This is a genomic window from Kitasatospora sp. NPDC002965 (genome assembly GCF_040611255.1).
In the GTDB taxonomy this organism is placed as follows: domain Bacteria; phylum Actinomycetota; class Actinomycetes; order Streptomycetales; family Streptomycetaceae; genus Kitasatospora.
Window position 1 is genome coordinate 1 of the sequence record NZ_JBEXNT010000095.1, and the last position, 25,207, is coordinate 25,207.

Annotated in this window: 10 protein-coding genes; all 10 read right to left on the reverse strand. The window is 74.8% G+C overall.

Translation table 11 applies throughout. From position 1 onward, the window contains the following. Positions 1-105: 105 nt before the first annotated feature. Positions 106-657 carry an NAD(P)H-dependent oxidoreductase gene (locus ABZY91_RS29340; RefSeq protein ID WP_329881453.1) on the reverse strand — a complete coding sequence of 184 codons (552 nt, stop codon included), beginning with the start codon at positions 655-657 and terminating at the stop codon, positions 106-108. Further along, entirely contained in the window at positions 654-1,709 is a 1,056-nt protein-coding gene (locus tag ABZY91_RS29345) for a MupA/Atu3671 family FMN-dependent luciferase-like monooxygenase (RefSeq protein ID WP_329948502.1), read from the reverse strand. The genes ABZY91_RS29340 and ABZY91_RS29345 overlap by 4 nt, the downstream gene beginning before the upstream one ends. A gap of 108 nt (positions 1,710-1,817) precedes the next feature. Further along, positions 1,818-3,314, reverse strand: coding sequence for an MFS transporter (locus tag ABZY91_RS29350; protein ID WP_355405902.1), 1,497 nt, complete (start codon positions 3,312-3,314; stop codon positions 1,818-1,820). Positions 3,315-3,405: 91 nt separating this feature from the next. Further along, on the reverse strand, positions 3,406-3,612 hold the full coding sequence (locus tag ABZY91_RS29355; RefSeq protein WP_329881456.1) for an MbtH family protein: 207 nt from the start codon (positions 3,610-3,612) through the stop codon (positions 3,406-3,408). 72 nt (positions 3,613-3,684) lie between these two features. After that, on the reverse strand, positions 3,685-18,951 hold the full coding sequence (locus tag ABZY91_RS29360; RefSeq protein WP_355405903.1) for a non-ribosomal peptide synthase/polyketide synthase: 15,267 nt from the start codon (positions 18,949-18,951) through the stop codon (positions 3,685-3,687). Between the two features lie 85 nt (positions 18,952-19,036). Then, positions 19,037-20,539, reverse strand: coding sequence for a UbiD family decarboxylase (locus ABZY91_RS29365; RefSeq protein WP_355405904.1), 1,503 nt, complete (start codon positions 20,537-20,539; stop codon positions 19,037-19,039). Further along, positions 20,536-21,894 carry a hypothetical protein gene (locus tag ABZY91_RS29370; protein WP_355405905.1) on the reverse strand — a complete coding sequence of 453 codons (1,359 nt, stop codon included), beginning with the start codon at positions 21,892-21,894 and terminating at the stop codon, positions 20,536-20,538. Before ABZY91_RS29370 ends, ABZY91_RS29365 begins: the two co-directional genes overlap by 4 nt. A 7-nt stretch (positions 21,895-21,901) precedes the next feature. Further along, positions 21,902-23,293 carry a TrpB-like pyridoxal phosphate-dependent enzyme gene (locus tag ABZY91_RS29375; RefSeq protein WP_329881460.1) on the reverse strand — a complete coding sequence of 464 codons (1,392 nt, stop codon included), beginning with the start codon at positions 23,291-23,293 and terminating at the stop codon, positions 21,902-21,904. Positions 23,294-23,337: 44 nt separating this feature from the next. Next, on the reverse strand, positions 23,338-24,027 hold the full coding sequence (locus ABZY91_RS29380) for a transglutaminase-like domain-containing protein (protein WP_329881461.1): 690 nt from the start codon (positions 24,025-24,027) through the stop codon (positions 23,338-23,340). A 32-nt stretch (positions 24,028-24,059) separates the two neighbouring features. Further along, the gene (locus ABZY91_RS29385) at positions 24,060-25,199 is read right to left on the reverse strand and encodes an acyl-CoA dehydrogenase family protein (protein ID WP_355405906.1); all 1,140 of its coding nucleotides are present in this window, start codon (positions 25,197-25,199) and stop codon (positions 24,060-24,062) included. Between the last annotated feature and the right edge of the window lie 8 nt (positions 25,200-25,207).

The window sequence follows — 25,207 nt, forward strand, 5'->3', positions numbered from 1 at the left end:
GGGGGGGGGGGGGGGGCTTCGGGGGCGGGCGCCCGGGGGGGGGGGGGGCCCCCCCCCCCCCCCGCCCCCGGCCGGTGAACGCGGTACGGGCGCACGGCCCCGGGGTCAGCGGACCGCCGGCCCCAGGGCCGAGGCGAACCGGGCCAGTTCGGCCACCGCCACGTCGATCCGGGCGGTGAGCGCCGCACGGGCCGCCGGGTCGGCGAGGTCGCTGCGCTGCGCCACCAGGTGGGTGGGCACCGCCCAGCCGTCCAGGGCCCGGACCACCGTCCGCAGGTGGTCGCAGGCGCCGGAGGCGTTGTGCAGGCTGGTCGCGGTGGCCGCGACCAGGACGGGCCGGTCGGCGAGCGAGCCGTCCGGCAGGTGGTCCAGGAGGTTCTTGAGCACCCCCGAGAGGCTGCCGTGCTGGACCGGCGTGGCCAGCACGACGGCGTCGGCGGCGGCCACCTCCTTGTACAGCCGGTCGACCGCCGGTTCCCGCAGCAGTTCGCCGCTGCGGTAGCGGTCCGCGTCGAGGGGGGGCAGCGCCAGCAGCGACCGGTCGAGCTCACCGGCCGTGAGCTGTCCGGTGAGTTCGGCCCGCTCGCCGATCAGCCGGGTGAGCGCGTGGCAGCTGGACGTTCCGGCGACGGTGCCGGTGACCAGCAGGAGGTTCACGATCCCGCCCCGCGCGCGGCCCAGGCGTCCTTGAGACGGTCCAGGTGCTCCAGTCCGGCCAGCACCTGGTCGGGGTCCACCCCGAAGTCGATCAGGCAGGCCACCTCGTCGATGCCGAGCGCGTCGAGGCGCTCCAGGGTGGCCAGGCCGTCCTCGACGGTGCCGAACAGGCCGCCGGTGTCGAAGTACCGGTCGAAGGAGCGCTCGACCAGGAACTCCAGGTCGTCCGCGTCGAGTTCGTCCGGGTTGACGCCCGGCAGGATGTCCCCGGCCGCCTTCATGATCAGGCCGATCGAGCTGCGGATGTAGTCGGTGAAGGGCCGGCGGACGGTCTCCCGGACGGCGTCGCGGTCGGTGCCGAGGAAGGTGTGCAGCATCAGCGCCACCTGGCCCGCCGCTCCCCCGGCGCCCCCGGGCAGGGCGGCGCGGTAGGCGGCGATCTTCTTGGCCAGGTCCTCCAGATCCTGGCCGAGGAGGTGGGTGAGCAGGCCGAGGCCCTGCTCACCGGCCTGCCGGAAGGTGTCGGGGCTGCCCGCGCTGGTGAGCCACACCGGCAGCTCGGACTGGACGGGCGCGGGGTAGCTGCGCACGGCCACCGGGTTGCCGTCACCGTTCGGCAGCGTGACCTCCTCCTGGCGCCACAGCCGCCGGACCGTGTCGATGGTCTCGATCAGCACCTCCTTGCGGCCGGCGTAGTTCTCCGGGCGCAGGACGAAGTCGTTGGCGTGCCAGCCGGAGGCGAAGGAGAGGCCCACCCGGCCCTCGGAGAGGTTGTCGACCACCGACCACTCCTCGGCGATCCGCACCGGGTGGTGCAGCGGGCCCACGACACTGCCGGCCCGGATGCCGATCCGCTCGGTGACGGAGGCCAGCGCCGCGCCGATGACCGCCGGGTTGGGGTACTGGCCGCCGAACTCGTGGAAATGCCGCTCCGGCGTCCAGACCGCGCTGAAGCCGTGGGCGTCGGCGAACCGCGCGCCCTCCAGCAGCAGCCGGTACTGCTCCCGTCCACGACCTTGGCCGTCCGCGAAGTAGAAGAGACTGAAGTGCACTGCCTTGCCCCCCTGGCGAAGGTGAATGCGGGCCCGGGCGGGTGCCGGTGGCCCGGCGGAGCCTGGAGCTCCGGTGGAAGTCGGTCGTGCTTGGGCGGTGCCGGAAAGTCAGGACTTGCCGCTCCCGCTGGTGGCCCGCGCAGGCGCCGCGCCGGCGGGACCGTCGCCGGCGTCCGCGGCCGCCGGCCGCGAGCGCCGGACCAGCAGGGTGACCAGCGCACCGGCCACGAGGAAGCCGACCGGCAGCAGGTAGGTGGCGCGGACGGCGCCGGTCGTGTCGCCGCCGACGAGGCGGGCCTGCAGGAGCGCGCCCACCGAGGCGCTGCCGAGCAGGCTGCCGCAGAGCCGGGTGGTGTTGAACAGGCCCGACGCGGCGCCGGACATGGCGGGCTCGATCTTCTCGAAGGCGACCACCCCGGCCGGGGCGTAGGCCACGCCCATGCCGAGGCCCACGAAGACCAGGCCGGGCAGCAGCGCCGTCCAGCCGGAGTCGGCGCGGATCAGGGCCGCCAGCAGCGCGATCCCGACCGCGAAGAGGGTGAGACCCGCCACCATCACGTACTTGCCGCCGAAGCGGTCGCAGAACCGGCCGGAGTACGGCGCGGCGAAGATCGAGACCAGCGGGGCGACGGCGATCAGCAGACCGGCCTGGAAGGCGCTGAACTCCTGCACCTCCTGGAGGTAGAGCGGGGTGAGCAGGAGCATGCCGCCGAGGCCGCACGGCAGCGCGCCCACCACCACGGCCATCACGGTGAAGTTGCGGTCCCGCAGGATCGCGAACGGCACCAGCGGGTCGCGGTCCTGCCGGCCCCGTTCGACCATCAGGAAGAGTCCGAGCACCACCACGCCGATCACCATCAGCATCGGCACGGTGAGCGGCCCCCAGAGCCGGCCCCAGTGGTGGGACTCGCCCTCCATCAGGCCGTACACCACACAGAACACGGCGACGGTGAGCAGGACCGAGCCGAGGACGTCGATCCGGTGCTTGCGGTTCGGCTCCAGGGCCGGGACGAAGGTCAGCACCAGGATCGCGCCGATCACCCCGACCGGGATGTTGATGTAGAAGATGCCCCGCCAGCCGAGCCAGGAGACCAGGAAGCCACCGAGGGTGGGTCCCGCGGCGGCGACGATCCCCGCGAAGGAGCCCCAGACGCCCATCGCGGCGCCGCGCCGGTCGGCCGGGAACATCCGGGTGATGACGGCCATCGCCTGCGGGGTCTGGAGCGCGCCGCCGACACCCTGGAGGACGCGGGCCGCGATCGCCTGGCCGGGCGTCTGCGCGATGCCGCAGGCCGCCGAGGAGAGGACGAACACGGCCAGGCCGATCAGGAACATCCTGCGCGGGCCGTACAGGTCGCCCAGCCTGCCGCCGGTGACCAGCAGCACCGCGTAGGAGAGCAGGTAGGCGTTGATCATCCAGAGCACCTGGTCGACGCCGGCGCCCAGGCCCTCGGCCAGCGAGGGCACGGCCACGTTCACCGCCGTGGTGTCCAGCAGGACCACCGCCTGGGTGAAGCAGATGGCGAACATCGCCACCCACGGGTTTCGCAGCCGCTCCGGCACGCCGGGGCGGCCGGTCTCCGGGTCGGTGTCGGTGGCACTCATCGGCCGGCCTCGTTTCGCTCGCTCATCGTTCTCTCCTCGGTGGCCCGGCCCCTCGTGCGGGCCGGGCGTGCGCCGGTCGGGCGTCCGCCGGTCAGGCGTGCTCGGCCAGGCTGCGCGGGCGCAGGTCCGTCCAGTTGGCCTCGATGTGGTCGAGGGCGGACTGGCGGCTGTCGGGGCCGAAGGCGGTGTCCCAGCCGGCCGGGACCGCCACGGTGACCGGCCAGAGGGAGTGCTGCCCCTCCTCGTTCACCAGGACCAGGTAGCTGCCGTCGGCGTTCTCGAACGGGTTGGTGCTCATCGGGCGTTCCTCTCGGTGGAGCGGGGCGGAGCCGGGCCGGCCGCGGGTGACCGGCCCGGCGGGTTGCGGGGTTCAGCCGTTCGCGGTCCGGCGCAGCTCGGCGGCGAGCACCGAGCCGATCCGGCCGATCGGCTGCGGACGGGTCATCGCGCCGTGCTCGCAGTCCACCGGGTGGTCGTGGACCGTCCCGGTGATGTGCGCCGCCCAGTCGTGGGCGGTCGGGTCGTCGGCCGACTTGTCCGCCGTGGCGGTGAAGAACAGCAGGTCGCCGTCGAACCGGCGGGGCGTGAACCGGCTCGCCAGGTCCAGGTTCCGGACGAACCCGCGGGCCAGGTCCACCAGTTGTCCGGGCGTCAGCTCGGCGAGCGGGCTCTGTCGCGCCCTGAGGAGGTCCAGCGCCCGCTCTGGCGTGAGCGCCTCAACGGCGCCAGTCTGCACCGGGTGACCTAGCGAGTCAAGAAGATCCGCCAGCGCCTGCTGATCATCCGTCAGGCCGTCCTGGGGGCGCGGAGCCGGGTAGCTGTCGAGCAGGGCCAGCAGCGCGACCTGCTCGCCCCGCTCGCGCAACCGGACGGCGATCTCGTGCGCGACCGTGCCGCCGAACGACCACCCCAGCAGGTGGTACGGACCCTCGGGCTGGACCTCGCGGATCAGCGCGAGGTACTGCTCGGCCATCTCGGCGAGCGTCGCCGGTGCGCCGTCCGGTCCGGTCAGCGAGCGGGCCTGGAGGCCGTACAGCGGGCGCTGGGGCTCCAGTTCGCGCAGCAGGCCGGAGTACACCCAGGCGATGCCGGCCGCCGGGTGGACGGCGAACAGCGGCGGCAGGGTGCCCTCCGAGCGCAGCGGCAGCAGCGGGGCGAAGTCGTCCGACCGCGCGAGCGTCCCCGCCGCGCCGGCGGTGACCCGCTCGGCCAGCCGGGCGACGGTGGGCGCCTCGAACAGGGCGCGGATGCCCAGATCGGCCCCGGTGGTCCCGCGCAGCCGGGCGATCAGCCGGGCGGCGAGCAGGGAGTGGCCGCCGAGGTCGAAGAAGCCGTCGTCGACCCCGACCACCGGGACGTCGAGCACCTCCGCGAAGGCGGCGCACAGCTCCTTCTCCAGCGCCGTCCGCGGTGCGCGCCCGGGCAGCGACGGGGCCGCGTCCGGTACGGGCAGGGCGCGACGGTCCAGCTTGCCGTTGGGCGTGAGCGGCAGGCGCTCCAGCTCGACCAGCGCGGACGGCACCATGTAGGCGGGCAGCGTCCGGCCGAGCGCGGCCCGGATCGCGGAGCCGTCCAGCGGGCCGGCCGCCGGGACGACGTAGCCGACCAGGCGCTGGTCGCCGGGGACGTCCTCGCGCACCACCACGGCGGCGGAGACGATGTCCGGACGGCCGGTCAGCGCGGCGGCGATCTCGCCGGGCTCGATCCGGAAGCCGCGCAGCTTCACCTGGTCGTCGGCGCGGCCGAGGTAGACCAGCTGGCCGTCCGCGGTCCAGCGGGCGAGGTCGCCGGTGCGGTACATCCGGCTGCCGGGCGGGCCGTACGGGTCGGCGGTGAAGCGCTCGGCGGTCAGCCCGGGGCGGCCGAGGTAGCCGCGGGCCAGGCTGGCACCGGCGACGTACAGCTCGCCGGAGACGCCGGGGGCGGCCAGCCGCAGCTGCGGGTCGAGCACGTACGCCCGGGTGTTGGGGAACGGCCGGCCGATCGGCACCGCGCCGTCGGCCAGCGGCTCGCCGGGGGCGATCCGGTACTGGGTGCAGTTGACCGTCGCCTCCGTCGGCCCGTACACGTTGACCACGGTGGCGTCCGGGTGCCGGCGCCGCCAGTCGGCGACCACCGCGCCGGTCAGCGCCTCGCCGCCGAGCAGCAGCTCCCCGGCGGGCGAGAACGCGTCGGGCAGCGCGGCCAGCAGCGGCAGGTGGCTCGGGGTCGCCTTGAGGAAGGTCACCGGCTGCTCGGCGAGCGCGGCCGAGGTCAGCGGGTCCTCCTCCAGGGCGGCCAGGTGCACGCAGCCGCCGACCACCAGCGGGGTCCACAGCGCGGTCACCGTCAGGTCGAAGGAGACCGGCGAGTGCACCAGGGCCGCGCCGCCGGCGCTCGGGTAGTCGGCCGCCGTCCAGCCCAGGTAGTCCGCCACCGAGCGGTGCTCGACCAGTACGCCCTTGGGGCGGCCGGTGGAGCCCGAGGTGTAGATGACGTACGCGGGGTGGCGGGGCGTCAGCCGGCCGAGCCGGTCGGCGTCGGTCAGGTCGGTGTCCCGCTGGCCGGACAGCAGGCCGGTCACGTCGGGCCGGTCCAGCTCCCAGACCTCGGGGCCGTCGACGACCGGCAGTCCGGCACCCACCTCCAGGGTGGTGAGCAGCAGGGTCGGTGCCGCGTCCTCCAGGGTGTAGGCGATCCGGTCCTCGGGGTGCGAGGGGTCGACGGGCAGGTACGCCGCACCGGACTTGAGGACCGCGAGCAGCGCCACCACCAGCTCCGCCGAGCGCGGCAGGGCCAGGGCGACCAGCCGCTCCGGGCCGGCGCCGCGCTCGACCAGCAGCCGGGCGAGGCGGTTGGCGCGGGCGTTGAGCTCCGCGTAGGTGAGGGTCTGCCCGGCGACCCGCAGGGCGGGGCGGTCGGGCGTCCGGGCGGCCTGCGCCTCGAACAGCTCGGGGACGGGCACGACGGGCACCGGCCGCTCGCCGCCGCTCCAGTCGTGGAGCAGCAGCTCGTGCTCGACCGGTTCCAGCACGTCGAGCCTGCCGACGGGCCGGTCGGGCGCGGCGACGGCCTGGGTCAGCAGCCGGATCAGCCGGTCGACCAGCCCGCGGGCGGTGGCGCGGTCGTAGAGGTCGACGTCGAACTGCAGGGTGCCGTCCAGTCCGGCCGCCGTGCCGTCCGGGTGGAAGCGCTCGCTGAAGTGCGCGGCGAGGTCGAACTTGGCACCGCTCTGCTCGGTGTCGTACAGCTCGGTGCGCAGGCCGGGCAGCTCGAAGGCCGGCTCGGCGTTGTTGTGCACCGTCAGCAGCACCTGGAACAGCGGGTGCCGGGCGGGCGAGCGGACGGGGTTGAGGGCCTCGACGAGGTGCTCGAACGGCAGGTCCTGGTGGGCGTAGGCGGCCAGGTCGGCCTCCTTGACCCGGTCGACCAGTTCGCGGAACGTCGGGTCGCCCGAGGTGTCGGTCCGCAGGACCAGCGTGTTCAGGAAGAAGCCGACCAGGTCGTCGAGCGCCTCGTCGGTGCGCCCGGCGATCGGTGTGCCGAACGGGATGTCCGATCCCGCGCCGAGGGCGCCGAAGAGGGTGGCGAGACCTGCCTGCAGGACCATGAAGAGGCTCGCCTGCTGCTGCCTGGCCAGGCGGGCCAGGGCGTCGTGCAGCGGGGCGTCGACCCGGAAGTCCAGGCCCTCGCCGCGGTGGCCGGCCACGGCCGGCCGGGGCCGGTCGGTGGGCAGCGCGAGCTCCTCCGGCAGGCCGTCCAGCGCCCGCCGCCAGTGGTCGAGCTGGCCGGCGAGCACGCTGCCCGGCCGGTCGGCGGCGCCGAGCACCCGCTGCTGCCAGAGGGTGTAGTCGGCGTACTGGACCGGCAGGGGTGCGAACCCGGGGGTCCGGCCGGCGCTGCGCGCGGCGTAGGCGGTGGCGAGGTCGCGGGTCAGCGGGGCCATCGACCAGCCGTCGGTGGCGATGTGGTGCAGGGTGAGCAGCAGGACGTGGTCCTGGTCGCCGAGGGCGAACAGGGTGGCCCGCAGCGGGATCTCGGTGGCCAGGTCGAAGGCGTGCGCGGCGGCGGCGCGGGCCGCGCCGGCGAGCCCGTCCTCGTCGGTCCCGAGGACCTCCAGGTCCGGGGCGGCATCGGCGGGCGCCAGCAGGTGCTGGCGCGCGGTGCCGTCGTGGTCGGGGAAGACGGTGCGCAGGCTCTCGTGACGGTCCGTCAGGTCGGCCAGGGCGGCCCGCAGCGCCGCGCGGTCCAGCGGCCCCCGCAGCCGGAAGGAGAGCGGGATGTTGTAGGTGGCGTTCGGTCCCTCCAGCCGGTTGAGGAACCAGAGCCGGCGCTGGGCGAAGGAGAGCGGGACGACCTCCGGGCGCGGGCCGGCCGTCAGCGCGGGGCGGGCCTGTTCGGCGGCGCCGAGCTCCTCGGCCAGGCGGGCGACGGTCGGCGCCGCGAAGAGCGTGCGGATGCCGACCTCCACGCCCAGGACGGTGCGGATGCGCCCGGCCAGCCGGGTGGCGAGCAGGGAGTGGCCGCCGAGGTCGAAGAAGCTGTCGTCGATGCCGACCCTGGGCAGGCCGAGCAGGTCGGCGAACAGGGTGCAGAGCGCCTCCTCCTGCGGGGTGCGGGGCTCCCGGCCGGACACGGCGGTGCCGAAGTCCGGTTCGGGCAGCGCCTTGCGGTCGGTCTTGCCGCTGGGCGTCAGCGGCAGCGCGTCCAGGACCACGACGACGGTCGGCACCATGTAGTCGGGCAGGGCGCCGCCGAGGAAGGCGCGCACCTCCGCCGGGTCGAGGCCGGCGCCGGTGGCGGGGACGGCGTAGCCGACCAGCCGCTTGACGCCGCCGGCGCCCTCGCTGACGACCACGGCGCCCGCCGCGACGCCGGGGTGGCGGGCCAGTGCGGTCTCGATCTCGCCGAGCTCGATCCGGAAGCCGCGCACCTTGACCTGGTGGTCGACCCGGCCGAGGAACTCCAGGTTGCCGTCCGGGCGTCGGCGCACCAGGTCGCCGGTGCGGTACATCCGGCTGCCGGCCGGGCCGTGCGGGTCGGCGACGAAGCGCTCGGCGGTCAGCCCGGGCCGCTGCCAGTAGCCGCGGGCCAGGCCGGATCCGGCGATGTAGAGCTCGCCCGGCACGCCGACCGGGACGGGCCGCAGGCCGGCGTCCAGGACGTGGGTGCGGGTGTTCCAGATCGGGCGGCCGATCGGCGGGGCCTGCGGGGCGGGGCTGAGCGGGTCGCTCATGGTCGCGACGACGGTGGTCTCGGTGGGGCCGTAGACCTGCATCACGGTGCGGCCCGGGGACCAGCGCTCGACCATGTCGGCGGGCAGGGCCTCCCCGCCGACCACGAAGCCGCGCAGGGTGGGCAGGTCGCCGTCGGGCAGCGAGGCCAGCATCGGGGCGACCAGGTCGGTGTGGGTGACACCGTGCCGGCTGATCAGGTCGTACAGCTCCTGGCCGGCGGCCTGCTGGTCCGGTCCGGGCACCACCAGGGCGGCGCCCGAGGAGAGCGTCATCACGATGTCGGCCATCGACACGTCGAAGCTGATCGAGACGACCAGCAGGAAGCGGCTTCCGGGGCCGAGCCCGAGCCGGTCGACGTGGGTGCCGGCCACCGAGGCGATGCCGCGGTGGGTGACCACCACGCCCTTGGGGCGGCCCGTGGAGCCGGAGGTGTAGATGACGTAGCCGGGCCGGTCGAGGGTGAGCGGCGCGGTGCGGTCCGCGTCGGTCGGGTCGACGGCCGGCTGCGACCGGTCCTCCTCCGGGTGGTCGAGGACGATCACCGGGCGGTCCACGGCGGGCAGCCGGTCGGCGACGGCCGCGGTGGTGAGCACCAGCGCCGGGTCTCCGTCGGCCAGCATGTACGCGATGCGGTCGGCCGGGTAGCCGGGGTCGATCGGCAGGTAGGCGGCGCCGGCCTTGGCCACGCCGAGCAGTCCCACGACCATCTCGACCGAGCGGGGCACGGCGAGCGCGACGAACTGCTCGGGGCCGACGCCGAGGCCGATCAGGTGGTGGGCGAGCCGGTTGGCCCGTTCGTTGAGCTCGCGGTACGAGACCACGGTGTCGCCGAAGACCACGGCGTCGCCGTCGGGGGTGCGGGCCGCCTGGGCCTCGAACAGCTCCGGCAGGGTCGCGGCCGGGACCTCGCGGGCGGTGTCGTTCCAGCCGTGCAGCAGCAGCCGCCGCTCGTCGGTGCCGAGGATCTCCAGCTCGCCGATGCGGCGGCCGGGGTCGGCGACCGCGCTCTCCAGCAGGCGCAGCAGGTGTCCGGCGAACCGCTCGGCGGTCCCGCGGTCGAACAGGTCGGCGCTGTACTCGACGACGCCCTCGATCCCGGCCGGCAGGCCGTCCGTGCCGCGCCGCTCGACCAGGTCGAGTGCGAGGTCGAACTTGGCCAGCCCGAGCGGGACGATCTCGGCGCGACCGGTCAGCCCCGGCAGGTCGAGTTCGGCGGTGAGGCTCTCCTGGAAGGCCAGCATCACCTGGAACAGCGGGTGGCGGGCCAGCGACCGGGCCGGGTTGACCAGCTCGACCAGCCGCTCGAACGGCAGGTCCGGGTGGGCGTACGCGGCGAGGTCGTGGGTGCGGACGCGGTCCAGCAGCTCGGTGAAGGCCGGGTCGCCGGAGGTGTCGGTGCGCAGCACCAGGGTGTTGACGAAGAAGCCGACCAGCTCGTCGAGTTCGTCGTCGGTGCGGGCCGCGATCGGGCTGCCGATCGGGATGTCCTCGCCGGCTCCGAGCCGGGTGAGCAGGGTGGCCAGCGCGGTCTGGAGCAGCATGAACACGGTGGCGCCGTTCTCCCGGGCCACCTCCTGGATCCGGCGGTGGAGCCCGGCGTCGATGCGCAGCGGGACGGTGCCGCCGCGGTAGCCGGCGACCGCCGGGCGCGGCCGGTCGGTGGGCAGGTCGAGCTGGTCGGGCAGGCCGTCCAGCGCGGTGCGCCAGAAGCCGAGCTGCTGGGAGAACGGGCTCTGCTCGTCCTCCTCGGAGCCGAGCACCTCGCGCTGCCAGAGCGTGTAGTCGCCGTACTGGACGGGCAGTTCGTCCCACTGCGGGGCGGAGCCCGCCGTCCGGGCCGCGTAGGCGCGGGAGAGGTCGCGGGTGAGCGGGGTGGTGGACGGGCCGTCGGCGGCGATGTGGTGCAGGACCAGCAGCAGCACGTGTTCCCGCTCGCCCAGGGCGTGCAGGTGGGCGCGCAGCGGGATCTCGGTGGCGAGGTCGAAGCCGCCGGTGGAGGCGGCGTGCAGGTCGCCGGCGAGGGTCTCGCGGGTCGACGCCCGCTCGTGCAGCCGGGGGCGGGCCTCCTGCGGGTCGAGGACCCGCTGGTACGGCTCGCCGTCGAACTCCGGGAAGAGGGTGCGCAGGGCCTGGTGGCGCCCGGTCACGTCGGCGAGCGCCGCTTCGAGCGCGGCCCGGTCGAGCGGCCCGTCGAGGTGCAGCGCGATCGGGATGTTGTACAGCGGCGAGCCGCCCTCGAAGCGGTTGAGGAACCAGAGGCGGCCCTGCTGGTAGGAGAGCGGCAGCCGCTCGGGTCGCTCGTGGCGGCGCAGTGCGGGGCGGGCGCCGGCGGCGCCGGCGAGCCGTTCGGCGAGGCCGGCCACGGTCGGTGCCTCGAACAGGTGGCGGATCTTCAGCTCGGCGTCGAACAGCGCCCGGATCCGGCTGATCAGGCGGATGGCGAGCAGGGAGTGGCCGCCGAGGGCGAAGAAGCTCTCCTCCAGCGGCACCGAGGGCAGGCCGAGCACCTCGGCGAACAGGCCGGCGATCAGCTCCTCCTGGACGGTGCGCGCCGCGCGGCCGGCCCGGGCGCCCTGCTCGTCCTCGTAGGCGGGGGCGGGCAGGGCCTTGCGGTCGAGCTTGCCGTTGGGCGTGAGCGGCAGCCGGTCGAGCAGCAGGACGGCGCCGGGCACCATGTAGTCGGGCAGCTCGGTCGCGGCGTGCCGGCGCAGCTCGGCCGGGTCGGGGCCGGTGGCGTCCGGGGTGTCGGCCGCGGCGGGCACCACGTAGCCGACGAGCCGCTTGTCGCCGGGCTGGTCCTCGCGGACCAGGACGGCGGCCTGCGCCACGCGCGGGTGGGCGGCGAGCACGGACTCGATCTCGCCGAGCTCGATCCGGAAGCCGCGCAGCTTGACCTGCTGGTCGACCCGGCCGAGGTAGTCGAGGTGGCCGTCGGCCGTCCAGCGGGCGAGGTCGCCGGTGCGGTACATCCGGCTGCCGGGCGGGCCGTACGGGTCGGCGGTGAAGCGCTCGGCGGTCAGTCCGGGGCGGCCGAGGTAGCCGCGGGCCAGGCCGTCGCCGGCGATGTACAGCTCGCCGGGGACGCCGGGGGCGGTGAGGGCGAGGTTGCCGTCGAGGAGGCGGATGCGGGTGTTGTGGACGGGCCGGCCGATGACGGGTGCGCCGGGGCGCCCGTCCAGTGCCGCCGAGGTGGACCAGATGGTGGTCTCGGTGGGGCCGTACATGTTGCTGACGCCGGCGGACAGTTCGCGCAGCCGGGCGGCCAGGGCTGGCGGCACGGCCTCGCCGCCGACGAGGACCCGTACCCCGGCGAGTGCCTGCGGGTGGGTGGCGATCAGCGCCTGCCAGAGCGAGGGGGTGGCCTGGGCCACGCGGACCCGCTCGGTCGCGATCAGTGCGGCGAGCGCGGCCGGGTCCTGGACGGTCTCCTTGGCGGCGACCACCAGCCCCGCGCCGGCCAGCAGCGGCAGGTACATCTCCAGTGCGGCGATGTCGAAGGCGACGGTGGTGACGCCGAGCAGGCGGTCGTCGGCGGTCATCGGGAACTGCTCGCCCATCGCGGCCAGGAAGTTGCCGAGCGCGGAACGGGGCACGACGACGCCCTTGGGGCGGCCGGTGGATCCGGAGGTGTAGATCACGTACGCCGGGGTGGCGGGGTCCACGGTGATGCCCGGGGACGTCGTGGGCAGGTCGGCGAGCCGGTCCTCGCGGTCGAGGAGCAGCCGGGGCACGACGCCGTCGACGGGGGTGTCGGAGGTGGTGACGACCAGGGCGGGGGCCGCGTCCCGGAGCATGTAGGTGATCCGCTCGGCCGGGTAGTCCACGTCCAGCGGCAGGTAGCCGGCGCCGGTCTTGAGGACGGCGAGCAGCGCGGTGACCAGGTCCGCGGTCCGCGGCAGGGCCAGCGCGACGAACTGCTCGGGCCGCACGCCCTCGGCGATCAGCAGGTGGGCGAGCCGGTTGGCGCGCTCGTCGAGCTCCCGGTACGTCAGCCGCTCGGTGCCGGCGACGACCGCGAGCGCGTCCGGGGTGGCCCGGGCGACGGCCTCGAACTGCTCGGTCAGGCTCTGCGCGGGCAGGGCGCGGCCGGTGTCGTTCCAGCCGTGCAGCAGCCGGTCCCGCTCGTCGTCACCGAGGACGTCGAGGCCGCCGAGGCGGCTGCCGGGGTCGGCGACGACGGCCTCCAGCAGCCGGCGCAGCCTGGTGAGCAGCAGTTCGACGCTCGACCGGTCGTAGAGGTCGAGGCTGTACTCGGCGACGCCGGTGATGCCGCCGCCGGGCCGCTCCTCGCAGTACAGCGAGAGGTCGAACTTGGCGGCGTCGAGGGCGACCTCGACCGGCTCGGTGCTGAGGCCGGTCAGTCCGTGGTCGGCGTCGGGCGTGTTCTGCAGGGCCAGGAAGACCTGGAAGAGCGCGTGGCGGGCGAGCGAGCGGGTCGGGTTGAGCGCCTCCACCAGCCGTTCGAACGGCACGTCCTGGTTGCCGTAGGCGGCGAGGTCGGTGTCGCGGACGCGGCGCAGCAGCTCGGTGAAGGCCGGGTCGCCGGAGGTGTCGGTGCGCAGCACCAGGTTGTTGATGAAGAGACCGACCAGGCCGTCCAGGGCCTCGTCGGTGCGGCCGGCGACGGGGCTGCCGATCGGGATGTCGGTGCCGGCGCCGAGCTTGCCGAGCAGGGTCGCGAGGGCGGCCTGCAGCACCATGAACAGGGTGGCCTGCTCGGAGCGGGCGAGTGCCAGCAGCCCGCGGTGCAGCTCGGCGTCCAGCTCGAAGGGGACGCTCTCGCCGCGGTAGCTCGCCCGGGCCGGCCGGGGCCGGTCGGTGGGCAGTTCGAGCTGGTCCGGCAGCGCGGCCAGCGCCTGGCGCCAGTGGTCGAGCTGGCGGGCGTACGGGCTGTCCGCCTCGTCCTCGGAGCCGAGCGCCTCACGCTGCCAGAGCGCGAAGTCGACGTACTGCGCGGGAAGTTCGTCCCAGCGCGGGACGTCGCCGACGGTCCGCGCGGCGTAGGCGCGGGCCAGGTCGTGGCGCAGCGGCGCGATCGACCAGCCGTCGGCGGCGATGTGGTGCAGCACCAGCAGGAGGACGTGCTCCTGCTCACCGAGCTCGAACAGCTCGGCGCGCAGCGGGGGTTCGGCGGCGAGGTCGAACGGGCGGGCCGCCGAGGCGGTCAGGGCGGCCGCGAGGCCCGCGGCCGGGACCGGCGTGACCGGCAGCCCGGGGGCGGCCTCGGGCAGCACCAGCTGGTAGGGCTCGCCGTCCCGGGCCGGGAAGAGGGTGCGCAGCGCCTCGTGCCGGGCGGTGACGTCGGCCAGCGCCGCGGTGAGTGCCGCCCGGTCCAACGGGCCGCCCAGGCGCAGGGCGACCGGGATGTGTCCGGCGGCCGGGTTCTCGTCCATCCGGCTGAGGAACCAGAGCCGCTGCTGGCCGTAGGAGAGCGGCGGGTGCGCGGGCCGCGGGCGACGGCCCAGCGGGGCCCGGGCGGTGGCCGCGCCGTCCAGTTGCAGCGCCAGGGCCTCGGGCGTGGGCGCGTCGAACAGCGCGCGGACGCCGAGCTCGGCACCGAAGGCGGTGCGGATCCGGCTGACCAGGCGGGTGGCGAGCAGCGAGTGGCCGCCGAGGGCGAAGAAGTCGTCCTGCACGCCGACCCGGTCGACACCGAGCACCTCGGCGAACAGGTCGCAGAGCAGTTCCTCGGGCAGGCCCCGGGCGGCCCGGCCGGGGCCTGCACCGGCCTCGGCGGCGGGCGCCGGCAGCGCCTTGCGGTCCAGCTTGCCGTTCGGGTTGAGCGGGAACGCCTCCAGCACCACGACGGCGGACGGCACCAGGTGGGCCGGCAGCCGCTGCGCCAGGACGCGCCGCACCTCGTCGGGCCCGGCGGTGCCGGTCACGTAGCCGACCAGGCGGCGGTCGCCGGGGCGGTCCTCGCGGACCGTGGCGACGGCCTGGGCGACGCCGTCGACCCCGGCCAGTTCGGCCTCGATCTCGCCGAGTTCGATCCGGAAGCCGCGGATCTTCACCTGGTGGTCGAGCCGGCCGAGGTACTCGACCTGGCCGTCGGCCGTCCAGCGGGCGAGGTCGCCGGTGCGGTACATCCGGGTGCCCGGGGCGCCGTGCGGGTCGGCGACGAACCGCTCGGCGGTCAGCGCGGGGCGGCCCAGGTAGCCGCGGGCCACTCCGTCGCCGGCGATGTACAGCTCGCCGGCGACACCGGCCGGCACCGGGCGGAGCCCGGCGTCCAGCACGTAGACCCGGGTGCGGCGCAGCGGCCGGCCGATCGGCGGGGCGGCGTCCACCGCGCCGGTGCCGTACCAGGCGGTGGCGTAGACGGTGGCCTCGGTGGGGCCGTAGATGTTGGCCAGCCGGTCGGCGCCGAGGGCCGCCGCGATGTCGGTGGCGGCCTGGGCGGGCAGGCCCTCGCCCGCCAGGACGACGGTGCCGGCCCTGGCGTCCAGGTCACCCTGGGCGACCAGCTGGGCGAGCGCGGAGGGTACGCCGCTGATCAGCGTGGCGGGGCGGCCGCCGCGGTCGGCGAGCGCGAGGAGGTCGGGCAGCACCTCGACGGTGCCGCCGGAGAGCAGCGGTCCGAACAGCTCGAACACCGAGACGTCGAAGTTGAGCGAGGTGGTGAGCAGCACGTGCGCGAGGCGTTCCGGTCCGAACTCCTCGCGCGCCCAGGCCGCCAGGTTGGCGACCGAGGCGTGCTGGACCACCACGCCCTTGGGGCGGCCGGTGGAGCCCGAGGTGTAGATGGCGTACGCCGGGTGCTCGGGCCGCAGCGGCACCTGCGGGTCGGTGTCGGGGCGGGCGGCGGCGAGGCCGGGCTCGTCGAGGAGCAGCGCGGGCACCCCCGTGTCGGGCAGGTCGACTCCCCCGACGGTCAGCACGAGGGCGGGCCGGGCGTCCCGGAGCAGGTAGTCGATGCGCTCGACCGGGTACTTGGGGTCGACCGGCAGGTAGCCGGCGCCGGCCTTGAGGACGGCCAGCAGGGCGACCACCGCGCGCTCGTCCCGGGGCAGGGCGAGGGCCACGAACTGCTCGGGCCCGACGCCGCGGTCGATCAGCTCGTGGGCGAGCCGGTTGGCCCGGGCGTCGAGCTCGGCGTAGGTGAGCCGGCGGTCGCCCGCCAGGACGGCGAGGTGGTCGGGCGTCTCGGCCGCCTGGGCCCGGAACAGCGCGGGCAGCGTCCGGTGGACCACCGGCGCGTCGGTGTCGTTCCAGGTCTCCAGCACCCGGTGGCGCTCGGTCGCGGAGAGCACCGAGACCTCGGTGGTCCGCTGCTCCGGGTCGTCGGCCAGCGCGGTCAGCAGCCGGACCAGCCGCTCGCCGAGCCGGACGGCCTCGGCGGGGCTGAAGCTGTGGGTCTGGTGGCTCAGCCGCAGCCGCAGCCGCTCGCCGGGGTGGACGAGCAGGGCCAGCGGGTAGTGCACGGCGTAGCGGCTGTCCACGGCGGCGCCGGTGCGGTCCCCGGGGAAGCTCTCGAAGACCGTCAGGGTGTCGAACAGCTCCCCGTGGCCGACCAGTTGCTGGATCTCGGCCAGCCCGGTGTACTGGTGGGCGGCCATCGCGGCCTGCTGCTCCTGGAGCCCGGCCAGCAGCGCGGACAGGGTCTGCCCGGGTGCGATCCGGACGCGGACCGGCACGGTGTTGATGAACAGGCCCACCATGCCCTCGATGCCGGGCAGTTCGGGCGCCCGGCCCGACACGGTGGCGCCGAACACCACGTCGTCGCGGCCGGTGAGCCGGGCCAGCAGCAGCGCCCAGGCGCCCTGGACCGCGGTGTTGAGGGTCAGCCCGCGGGCGCGCAGCACGCCGTCGAGCCGGTCGGTGAGCGCGGCGGACAGCTCCACCCAGTGGTCGCAGGGCAGTTCGTCGGCGATGCGGGCGCCGGCGGCGCCCGGGGCGAGCAGGACGGGCTCCTCCAGCCCGTCGAGCAGGGTGCGCCAGGCCTCCCGGGACGCTTCCTGGTCGCGTCCGGCGAGCAGGGCCAGGTAGTCGCGGTAGGGGGTGACCGGGCCCGGCTCGGCGCCGGCGAGCAGCGCGGACAGCTCGTCCAGCAGTACCGGCAGCGACCAGCCGTCGACCAGGATGTGGTGGAAGGTCAGGGCGGCGCGGCGGCCGCGCGGGCCGAGCTCGGCGACGGCGATCCGCACCAGCGGCGGCGTGGAGAGGTCGAATCCGCGCCGGCGCTCGGCGTCGAACAGCTCGGCGGCCTTGCGCGGTGCGTTCGGGCCGACGTACTCGACGACGGTGAACTCCGGATCGGCGCCGGCCGGGACGAACTGGACGGGCGGCTCCAGGTCGTCGTGGGCGAAGCCGGCCCGGAGGTTGGGGTGGCGGTCCAGCAGCCGGCCGACCGCGGTCCGCAGCGCCTCGGGCTCGGCGTCCAGCTCGAAGACCAGCTGGACCGCGTAGACGTCCAGGGCGCCCTTGGAGTACTCGGCGTGGAACAGCAGGCCCTGCTGGAGGGGGGAGAGCGGCCAGAACTCGACGGCGTCGGGCTGGACGGCGCGCAGCCGGGCCAGCTGGGCGGCGGGCGGCTCGGGCAGGGCGGGCAGCGCGAGGGCGGCCTCCTCGGCCGGCTCCCCGGCGAGGGCGGCGAGGGCCGCGACGGTGCGGTGGGTGAACACGTCGTGCTGGGTGAGCGCGAACCCGGCCCGGCGGGCCCGGCTGACCAGCTGGATGGCGCGGATCGAGTCGCCGCCGAGGTCGAAGAAGTTCTCCTCGACCGAGAGTTCCGGCAGGCCGAGCAGCTCGGCGGCCAGGTCGTGCAGGATCAGCTCGGTGGGCGTGCGCGGAGCGGCCCGGACGGTGTCCGGCGCGGCGGCGGGCGCCGGCAGGGCCTTGCGGTCCAGCTTGCCGTTCGGCGTCAGGGGGAAGGCGTCGAGCAGCACGAACGCGCTCGGCACCATGTACTCGGGCAGGGCTGCGGCGGCGGCCTCGCGCACCGCGGCGACGTCGACGACGCCGTCGGGCTCCGGCACCAGGTAGGCCACCAGCCGCCTGCTGCCGGGCCGGTCCTCCCGGGCCAGCACGGCGCACGCGCCGACGCCGGGCCGGGCGTCCAGCACCGCCTCGATCTCGCCCAGTTCGATCCGCAGGCCGCGGATCTTCACCTGGTGGTCGGCGCGGCCCGCGTACACCACCGCGCCGTCCTCGCGCCAGCGGGCGAGGTCGCCGGTGCGGTACATCCGGGTGCCGGGCGGCCCGTAGGGGTCGGCGACGAAGCGCTCGGCGGTCAGTCCGGGGCGGCCGAGGTAGCCGCGGGCCAGCTGGACGCCGGAGAGGTAGAGCTCACCGGTCTCGCCGATCGCGGCCGGCCGCAGCTCGGCGTCGAGCACGTGCACCCGGGTGTTCCAGACCGGCCGGCCGATCGGCACGGAGAGCTCGCCCGGCTCGGGGACGCACTCCCAGAAGGTGACGTCGACGGACGCCTCGGTCGGCCCGTAGAGGTTGTGCAGCGGTACGCCGGGCAGCAGGGTCCGGAAGCGGGCCGCGAGTTCGACCGGCAGCGCCTCGCCGCTGGCGATCACGCGGCGCAGCCCGGCGCAGCCGGCGGCGGCGGGCTCGTCGACGAAGGCCTGGAGCATCGACGGGACGAAGTGCACGGTGGTGATCCGGCGTTCGCGGATCAGCTCGGCCAGGTAGGCCGGGTCGCGGTGTCCGTCCGGGCGGGCGACCACCAGCACGGCGCCGGTGATCAGCGGCCAGAAGAACTCCCAGACCGACACGTCGAAGCCGGACGGGGTCTTCTGGAGCACCCGGTCGTCCTCGGTCAGGCCGTACGCGGCCTGCATCCAGTGGAGCCGGTTGACGATGCCCTCGTGCGGGACGACGACGCCCTTGGGGCGGCCGGTGGAGCCGGAGGTGTAGATGACGTACGCGGCGTCGGCCGGGCTCGGGGCACCCGGGCCGCCGTGCGCCCCGACCGGTGCTCCGGTGGACGCCCCGTCGGGAGTCCCGTCGGTCTCCGGGAGCTCGTCCAGGACGAGGGTCGGGACGCCCGCCCCGGCCGGGTGGCCCACGGTGCTGTGGCTGAGCAGCAGCACCGGCGCCGCGTCGTCGAGCAGGTAGGCGATCCGGTCGGCCGGGTAGTCGGGGTCGACCGGCAGGTAGGCGGCGCCGGTCCTGAGCACCGCCAGCAGGGCGACCACCAGCTCCACCGAGCGCGGCACGGTGAGCGCCACCAGCCGGTCCGGGCCGGCCCCGTGCAGCCGCAGACGGGCGGCCAGCCGCTCGGCTCTGGTGTCGAGTTCGGCGTAGCTGAGCTCGGTGTCCTCGAAGATCAGCGCGGTGCGGTCCGGCGTACGGGCCGCCTGGTCGGCGAGCAGCCCGGTCAGGGTCGCCGACGTGCCGGGCAGCTCCTGCGCGGTGTCGTTCCAGTCGGCTGGGGCGATCCGGCGCCCGGCCGTGTGCTGCCCAGTCATGTCTTCCCCTCGGAGGTGGCATCGTGCTCGGTGACGCGTCGTTGAGCGGTGGCGCTCGCGGTGCGGGGTGCGCCGGCCCCGGTGGTCAGCTCTGTGCGGACCGGAAGCTGCGTTCGGTGCGGGTGCGGAGCCGGTAGGGGGTGGTGGCGTCGACGAAGGTGCGGGCCGGCGCCTCCGGCGGACCGCCGCGCTCCCCCGCCCATTCGGCGGTCTGCGACGGGTCCATCGGGACCGGTGGGTGCCCGGGCAGTTCGACGCAGTCCGCGCCGAGGTTGGCCCGGGTGGTGAGGGCCCACAGCAGTTCCTCGGCGCTGCGGATCCGGACGTCGTCGTCGGTGAAGAGCACCGTCTTGACGAACGGGTGCCGGCGCACGACCTCCTCGGCCAGTGCGGCCAGGGCCCGGTCCCCCTCGGCGGACTCCTTGCGGACGGCGACGGCGAGCAGGAGCATGCCGCCCCCCGCGGGTGAGAAGTGCAGGTCGTGCACGTGCAGCGCGGGCGCGGACGGCAGCGACAGGGCCACCGAGAGCGCACCGGCGGCGCCCAGGATGTGCGACTGCTCGCGGCCGGGCCCGATCACGGCCTGGTAGAGCGGGTCGCGCCGGGTGGTGACACCGGTGACGGTGAGCACCGGCAGCCCGCTCCTGGCCCGCCCGTCGTAGCCGAGGAACTCCGGGAGCGAGCCGTCCGGCGGGGAGCCCGGCAGGGCTTCGTCGGCCAGCGTGCCGTCCAGGAACCCCTCCAGCACGATCTCGCTCTCCGCGAGCGCGGTCGCACCGGGCTGGGTGAGTGCGGGGACGAGCCCGACCGGCGCCCCGGCCAGGCCGCCGGCCACCGTCAGCTTGTCCGAACCTGTCGGCAGGAAGCGGGAGTTGATCGCCGAAGCGATCATCGCGGCGGGCGGCACCCCGATGTTGACGGTGACCGGGAGGCGTTCGCCGCGCGCCACCGCCTCCTGGTGGAGCTGCCCGAGCCGCCGGCCGGGCACCATCCAGACGGTCAGCCGGTCCCGGCCGATCACCAGCATCCGGTGCGCGGAGAGCGCGCTGCCCCCGGTGGCGGCGTCGCCCGCGTGCACGAGCGCGGCGGTCAGGTACGGCCCGGCGTCCCGGGGGGTGGCGGTGAGCACCGGCAGCTCCCGCAGGTCCACCTCCCCCGCCACCACCTGCTGGCAGGGCGCGGCGTCCGTCCGCACCGGCGGGAGGCCCGCCGCCACCAGGGCGGCGGCGCTCCGCGGCGTGGTGTGCCGGGGCAGACCGGGCAGCCAGCCGCGCACCCGGTCCTCGTCGCCGTACAGCCCGAGCAGCACCGGCGGGACCGGGCGGCCGGACGGCACCGGACGGGCGGGCGGGTCCGTCGCGTCGGCCGGGCCGGCCGCGTCGGGCAGCACCCCGGTGTACAGCACCGCCGGTTCGGGCCGGGCCAGGCCGACCGCCGGCACGCCGGAGTACCGCTCGGCGAAGTCGGCGGCGACCGCCTCGCGGGCGATCGGCTCGTCCCGGCCGAGCACCGGCAGCCCGGCCAGCGCGGCCCGCAGCGAGAGCCCGGCGGTCACGGTCTCCGCCGCGGGGTGGGGGTAGATGGTCACCACGTCGCCACGGCTCCTTCGCCCAGCTCGCCGAACCAGCCGTCCAGGTCGGGGTGGCGCAGCAGGCCGGTGCCGATCAGCAGGCCCCGGTACCCGGCGGCCAGCAGCCCCCTGGCGTCCTGCGGCGTCTCGATGCCGCTGGCGCTGACGGGCACCCTGGTCCCGGTGGCCAGGACGTCGGGCAGCAGGCGCAGGCTGCGGCCGAGGTCGGGCGCGTCCTGTTCCTTCTGCCGGATGTCCTTGTTGTTGACGGCCACCACGCAGGACTCGCCGTGCACCACCGTCGCCAGCTCGCGTTCGTCCGTGACCTCGACGAACGGGGTCAGCCCGTGGGCCAGGGCGGACTCGATCAGCCCGGGCAGCACCCCGCGCGGCAGCACCGTGGCGGTGAGCAGGACGGCCGCCGCACCGGCCGCGCGGGCCGCCGCGAGCTGCCGGTCCTTGGTGAAGAAGTCCTTGACCAGGACCGGCAGTTCGGTGGCGGCGACGACCTCGTCCAGCAGCGCCGGGGTACCGCCGAACCAGGAGCCGGTGACCACCGAGAGCGCGGGCGCGCCCAGCCGGGTGTACCGGTCCACGATCTCCCGCACCGGCCGGCCGCGGAACAGGTCCTCGCCGTGGGCGCTGCGGGCCTTGAGCTCCATGACGACCGGCAGCCGGGCGGCCAGCAGCGCCGCCGGGAAAGCCCCGGCGGCGGGCTGCCAGGCCGACCTGATCCGCTCGACCCGCTGCGTGTCGAAGGCGCCGCCCGGACCGCGCGCGGCGCTGTCCACGTCGATGCCGTCGAAGCCGGGGCGGCTCCGGACGGTCCGGTACGCGGCGGAGTTGACCGCGCTGATCCCGCCGGCCAGCATGAACGGCTTGGTCAGCCGCCCGAGCACCGCCTCGACGGCGTCCGCGTCCAGCGGCACACCGGTGCTGCCGATCCGGCCGTCGGCGCCCACCGAGTCGAACAGGAAGACGTCCACGCCCGCCTGCTCGTAGGCCCCGATCAGCGGCTTCTCCAGCACCCGGCCGTCCCGGACGTGGAGCACCTTCAGCAGCTCGACGCCGGGCAGCTCCGCGCGGATCGCCGCCACCTGGGCGGGTGTCGCGTAGCCGTGCAACTGCACCCGCGACACCCCCGAGGCGGTGACCGCTTCGCGCAGTGCCGCCGGGTCGGCGAGCAGGGTCACCAGGACCGGGGCCGGCCCGCCGGCCGAGCGCGCGCACTCGGCCAGTCGGACCAGCTCCGGCAGGTCGAGGTCCGCGGGCCCGTCCGGCACGCCGTACCAGAGCCCGACCAGATCGACCGGGGCTCCGGCGAGCAGCCGCAGCTGGTCCTCACCGGTGACCCCGCACACCTTCAGCCGCACGGTTCGTTCAGCTCCCCGTGGCCTGGGTACCGGTGGAGCCCGACCCGAACTGCTCCGGCAGCCGGGCCAGCGAGCGCGCGACGAGCTCCTGGTCGAAGCCCTCGTCGACGAGCTCGCCGCCCAGGTACTTCTCGTAGGCGGAGAGGTCGAAGTGTCCGTGGCCGGAGAGTCCGAACAGGATGGCCTCGGAGCGGCCCTCCTCCTTGAGCCGCAGTGCCTCGTCGATGGCCACCCGGATGGCGTGGGTGGACTCGGGCGCGGGCACGATGCCCTCGGTCCGGGCGAAGGTCACGCCGGCCTCGAAGCAGCTGGTCTGCGGGACGGCGCGCGCCTCCAGCAGGCCGTCCTCCAGCGCCTGGCTGACCAGCGGCGCGATGCCGTGGTAGCGCAGGCCGCCGGCGTGGATCGCGGGCGGCACGAAGGAGTGGCCGAGGGTGTGCATCTTCAGCAGCGGGGTCAGGCCGGTGGTGTCGCCGAAGTCGTAGGCGACACGGCCCTGGGTGAGGCTCGGGCAGGCGGACGGCTCCGCGGCGATCACCCGCACCCGGCGCCCGCCGCGCAGCTGCTCGCCGAGGAACGGGAAGGCCAGGCCGGCCAGGTTGCTGCCGCCGCCGGCCGCTCCGATGATGATGTCCGGGTAGTCGTCGGCCATCTCCAGCTGGAGCAGCGCCTCCTTGCCGATCACCGTCTGGTGCAGCGCGACGTGGTTGAGCACGCTGCCGCCCGCGTAGTTGGTGAACGGGTCGTTCATCGCGACCTCGATCGCCTCGGACGTCGCGATGCCGAGGCTTCCCGGGCAGTCCGGGTCGTCCGCCAGGATGCCGCGCCCGGCGGCGGTCTCGGTCGACGGGCTGGGCACGCAGGTCGCGCCGTACGCGTGCATCAGCGCGCGGCGGTAGGGCTTCTGGTGGTAGCTGACCTTCACCATGAAGACCTTGACCTCCAGACCGAAGAAGGCCCCGGCGAGGGAGAGCGAGGAGCCCCACTGCCCGGCCCCGGTCTCGGTGGCGAGCCGGCGGATGCCGGCCTCCTTGTTGTAGAAGGCCTGCGCGATACCGGTGTTGGGCTTGTGGCTGCCGGCCGGGCTGCCGCCCTCGTACTTGTAGTAGATCCGCGCGGGGGTGTCGAGCAGCTTCTCCAGGCGGCGGGCCCGGAACAGCGGCGCCGGCCGCCACTGGGCGTAGATCTGCCGGACCACGGACGGGATCTCGATGTCCCGCTCCAGGGTGAGCTCCTGCTCGGCCAGCTCCTTCGGCATGATCCCGACCAGGTCCTCGACCGTCGCGGGCTGCCCCGTGCCCGGATGCAGCGGGGGCGAGAGCACGGGCAGGTCGGCGGCCAGGTTGTACCAGGACGTCGGGATCTGCGAATCGGCCAGCTGGTACTTGATGGTGTCCACGGTGTCGGCCTCCGGGCCTGGTGGTGGGTCGCGGGGAAGGGGTGTCAGGTGGTGCGGCGGGCGGCCGCGTCGGCCACCAGCGAACCGGCGGTGAACCGCCGGGATTCCGGCCCGGCGAACAGACCGGGGTGCTCACGGCGCATCCCGGTCAGCACCAGGTCGTACGGCAGGTCGTCGAACTCGCCGTGCTCGTGCAGGAATTCCATCTGCCGGGCGCCGTGCTCGTCGAAGGGGTGGTGCACGCTGTCGGCCGTCCCGTCGAACTCCAGCGGCTTCATCCCGTAGAGACGGCAGAGCAGCTTGTTGAAGACCGGGGTGGCCCGCACCCAGCGCCCGTCCAGCTGGACGGAGGTGAGCGCGTGGTAGTAGAAGACGTCGCCTCCGACGTACTCCTTGATCCGCTCGGACGCCAGGTGGTTGCGCACGTCGGTGAGCACCAGGCGGCCGGGGACGCCGACCGAGCGGAGCGCCGCCAGGTACACCAGCGACTTGTGGATGCACATGCCGCGCTTCGCCCTCAGCGTCCCGCTGGCGGTCAGTGCCTCGCGGGTGAACTCCGCGCCGTAGATCTCGTAGTTGATCCGGTCCCGCACGGCGTAGTACAGCCGCACCGCGCGGTCGCGGTCGTCCGTACCGCCGTCCGGCAGCACCTCGGCGACGAAGGCGCTCACCTCCGGCGCGGTGTGGTCGATGAAGTCGGTCGCCGCCAGGGTGGCGGACACGTCACTCGACATGGGGAGGACTCCGTACTCTGGGAAGGGGGCGCTCACAGGCCGAGCATGGTGGCGATCCGGACCCGCTGGACCTCGGAGGTGCCGGAGTAGATCGTCCCGGCGACGGCGTTGCGCAGTTCCTGCTCGACGCCGTACTCGGCCATGTAGCCGTTGCCCCCGAAGATCTGCACGGCGTTCAGGGCGGACGCCACGTTCGCCTCGCTGACCACCAGCTTGGCGGAGGCCAGGTCGACGGTGATGTCCCGGCCGGCGAGGAGGGCCTCGGCGGTGTCGTAGAGCCACCGCCGCGAGGTCTCGACGCCGATCCGCATCTCCACGATCCGGCCGGCCACCAGCTGGAACGACCCGATCGGCTGCCCGAACGCGGTCCGCTCCTTGGCGTAGGCGATGCACTGCTCCAGCCGGCGCTGCATCTCGCCGACGGTGACGGCGAAGGAGCAGAGGATCTCCCACTTCATCACGTGGTCGAGCACCAGGAACCCGGTGCCCGGCCGGCCGATCACGTTGGCCTTCGGCACCCGGCAGTCGTCGAAGAACAGCTCCGACATCGGGGACGCCTTGAGGCCCATCTTCTCGATCGGGTTGCCGACGGTCAGCCCGGGGGTGTCACGCTCCACCAGGAAGGTGGTCACCCCGAGCGGACCGGCGGTCGGATCGGTCTTGGCGTAGACCGCGATCACATCCGCCACCGGTCCGTTGCTGACGAAGGTCTTGCTCCCGTTCAGCACGTACGCGTCGCCGTCGGCCACGGCACTGGTACGCATCGCCAGCGCGTCCGAGCCACCGCCGGGTTCACTGATCGCGTGGGCTCCGATGAGGCTGCCCCCAGCCACCCCGGTCAGGTACCGCTCCTTCTGGGCGGCCGTGCCGAAGCGCTGCAGCGGGACTCCGACGCTCACCATGCTGGTGGTGACGGAGAAGTTGAGCCCGCCGTTGCGGCAGCCGTGGCCGAGTCCCTCCAGGACGTACATGGTGGTCAGCAGGTCCTGGCCGAGCCCTCCGTACTCGGGCTCGAACGGCAGCCCGAGCAGGCCCGAGTCGACCACGGCCTGCCAGGGTCCGCGCGGGAACCGCGCGGCCTTGTCGTGGGCCAGGTAGTCGTCGCCGAACTTCTCGAACCACGGTGTCAGGCCGTCGCGCAACTCGCGCCGATCGGCGGACCATTCGATCATCGCTTCAT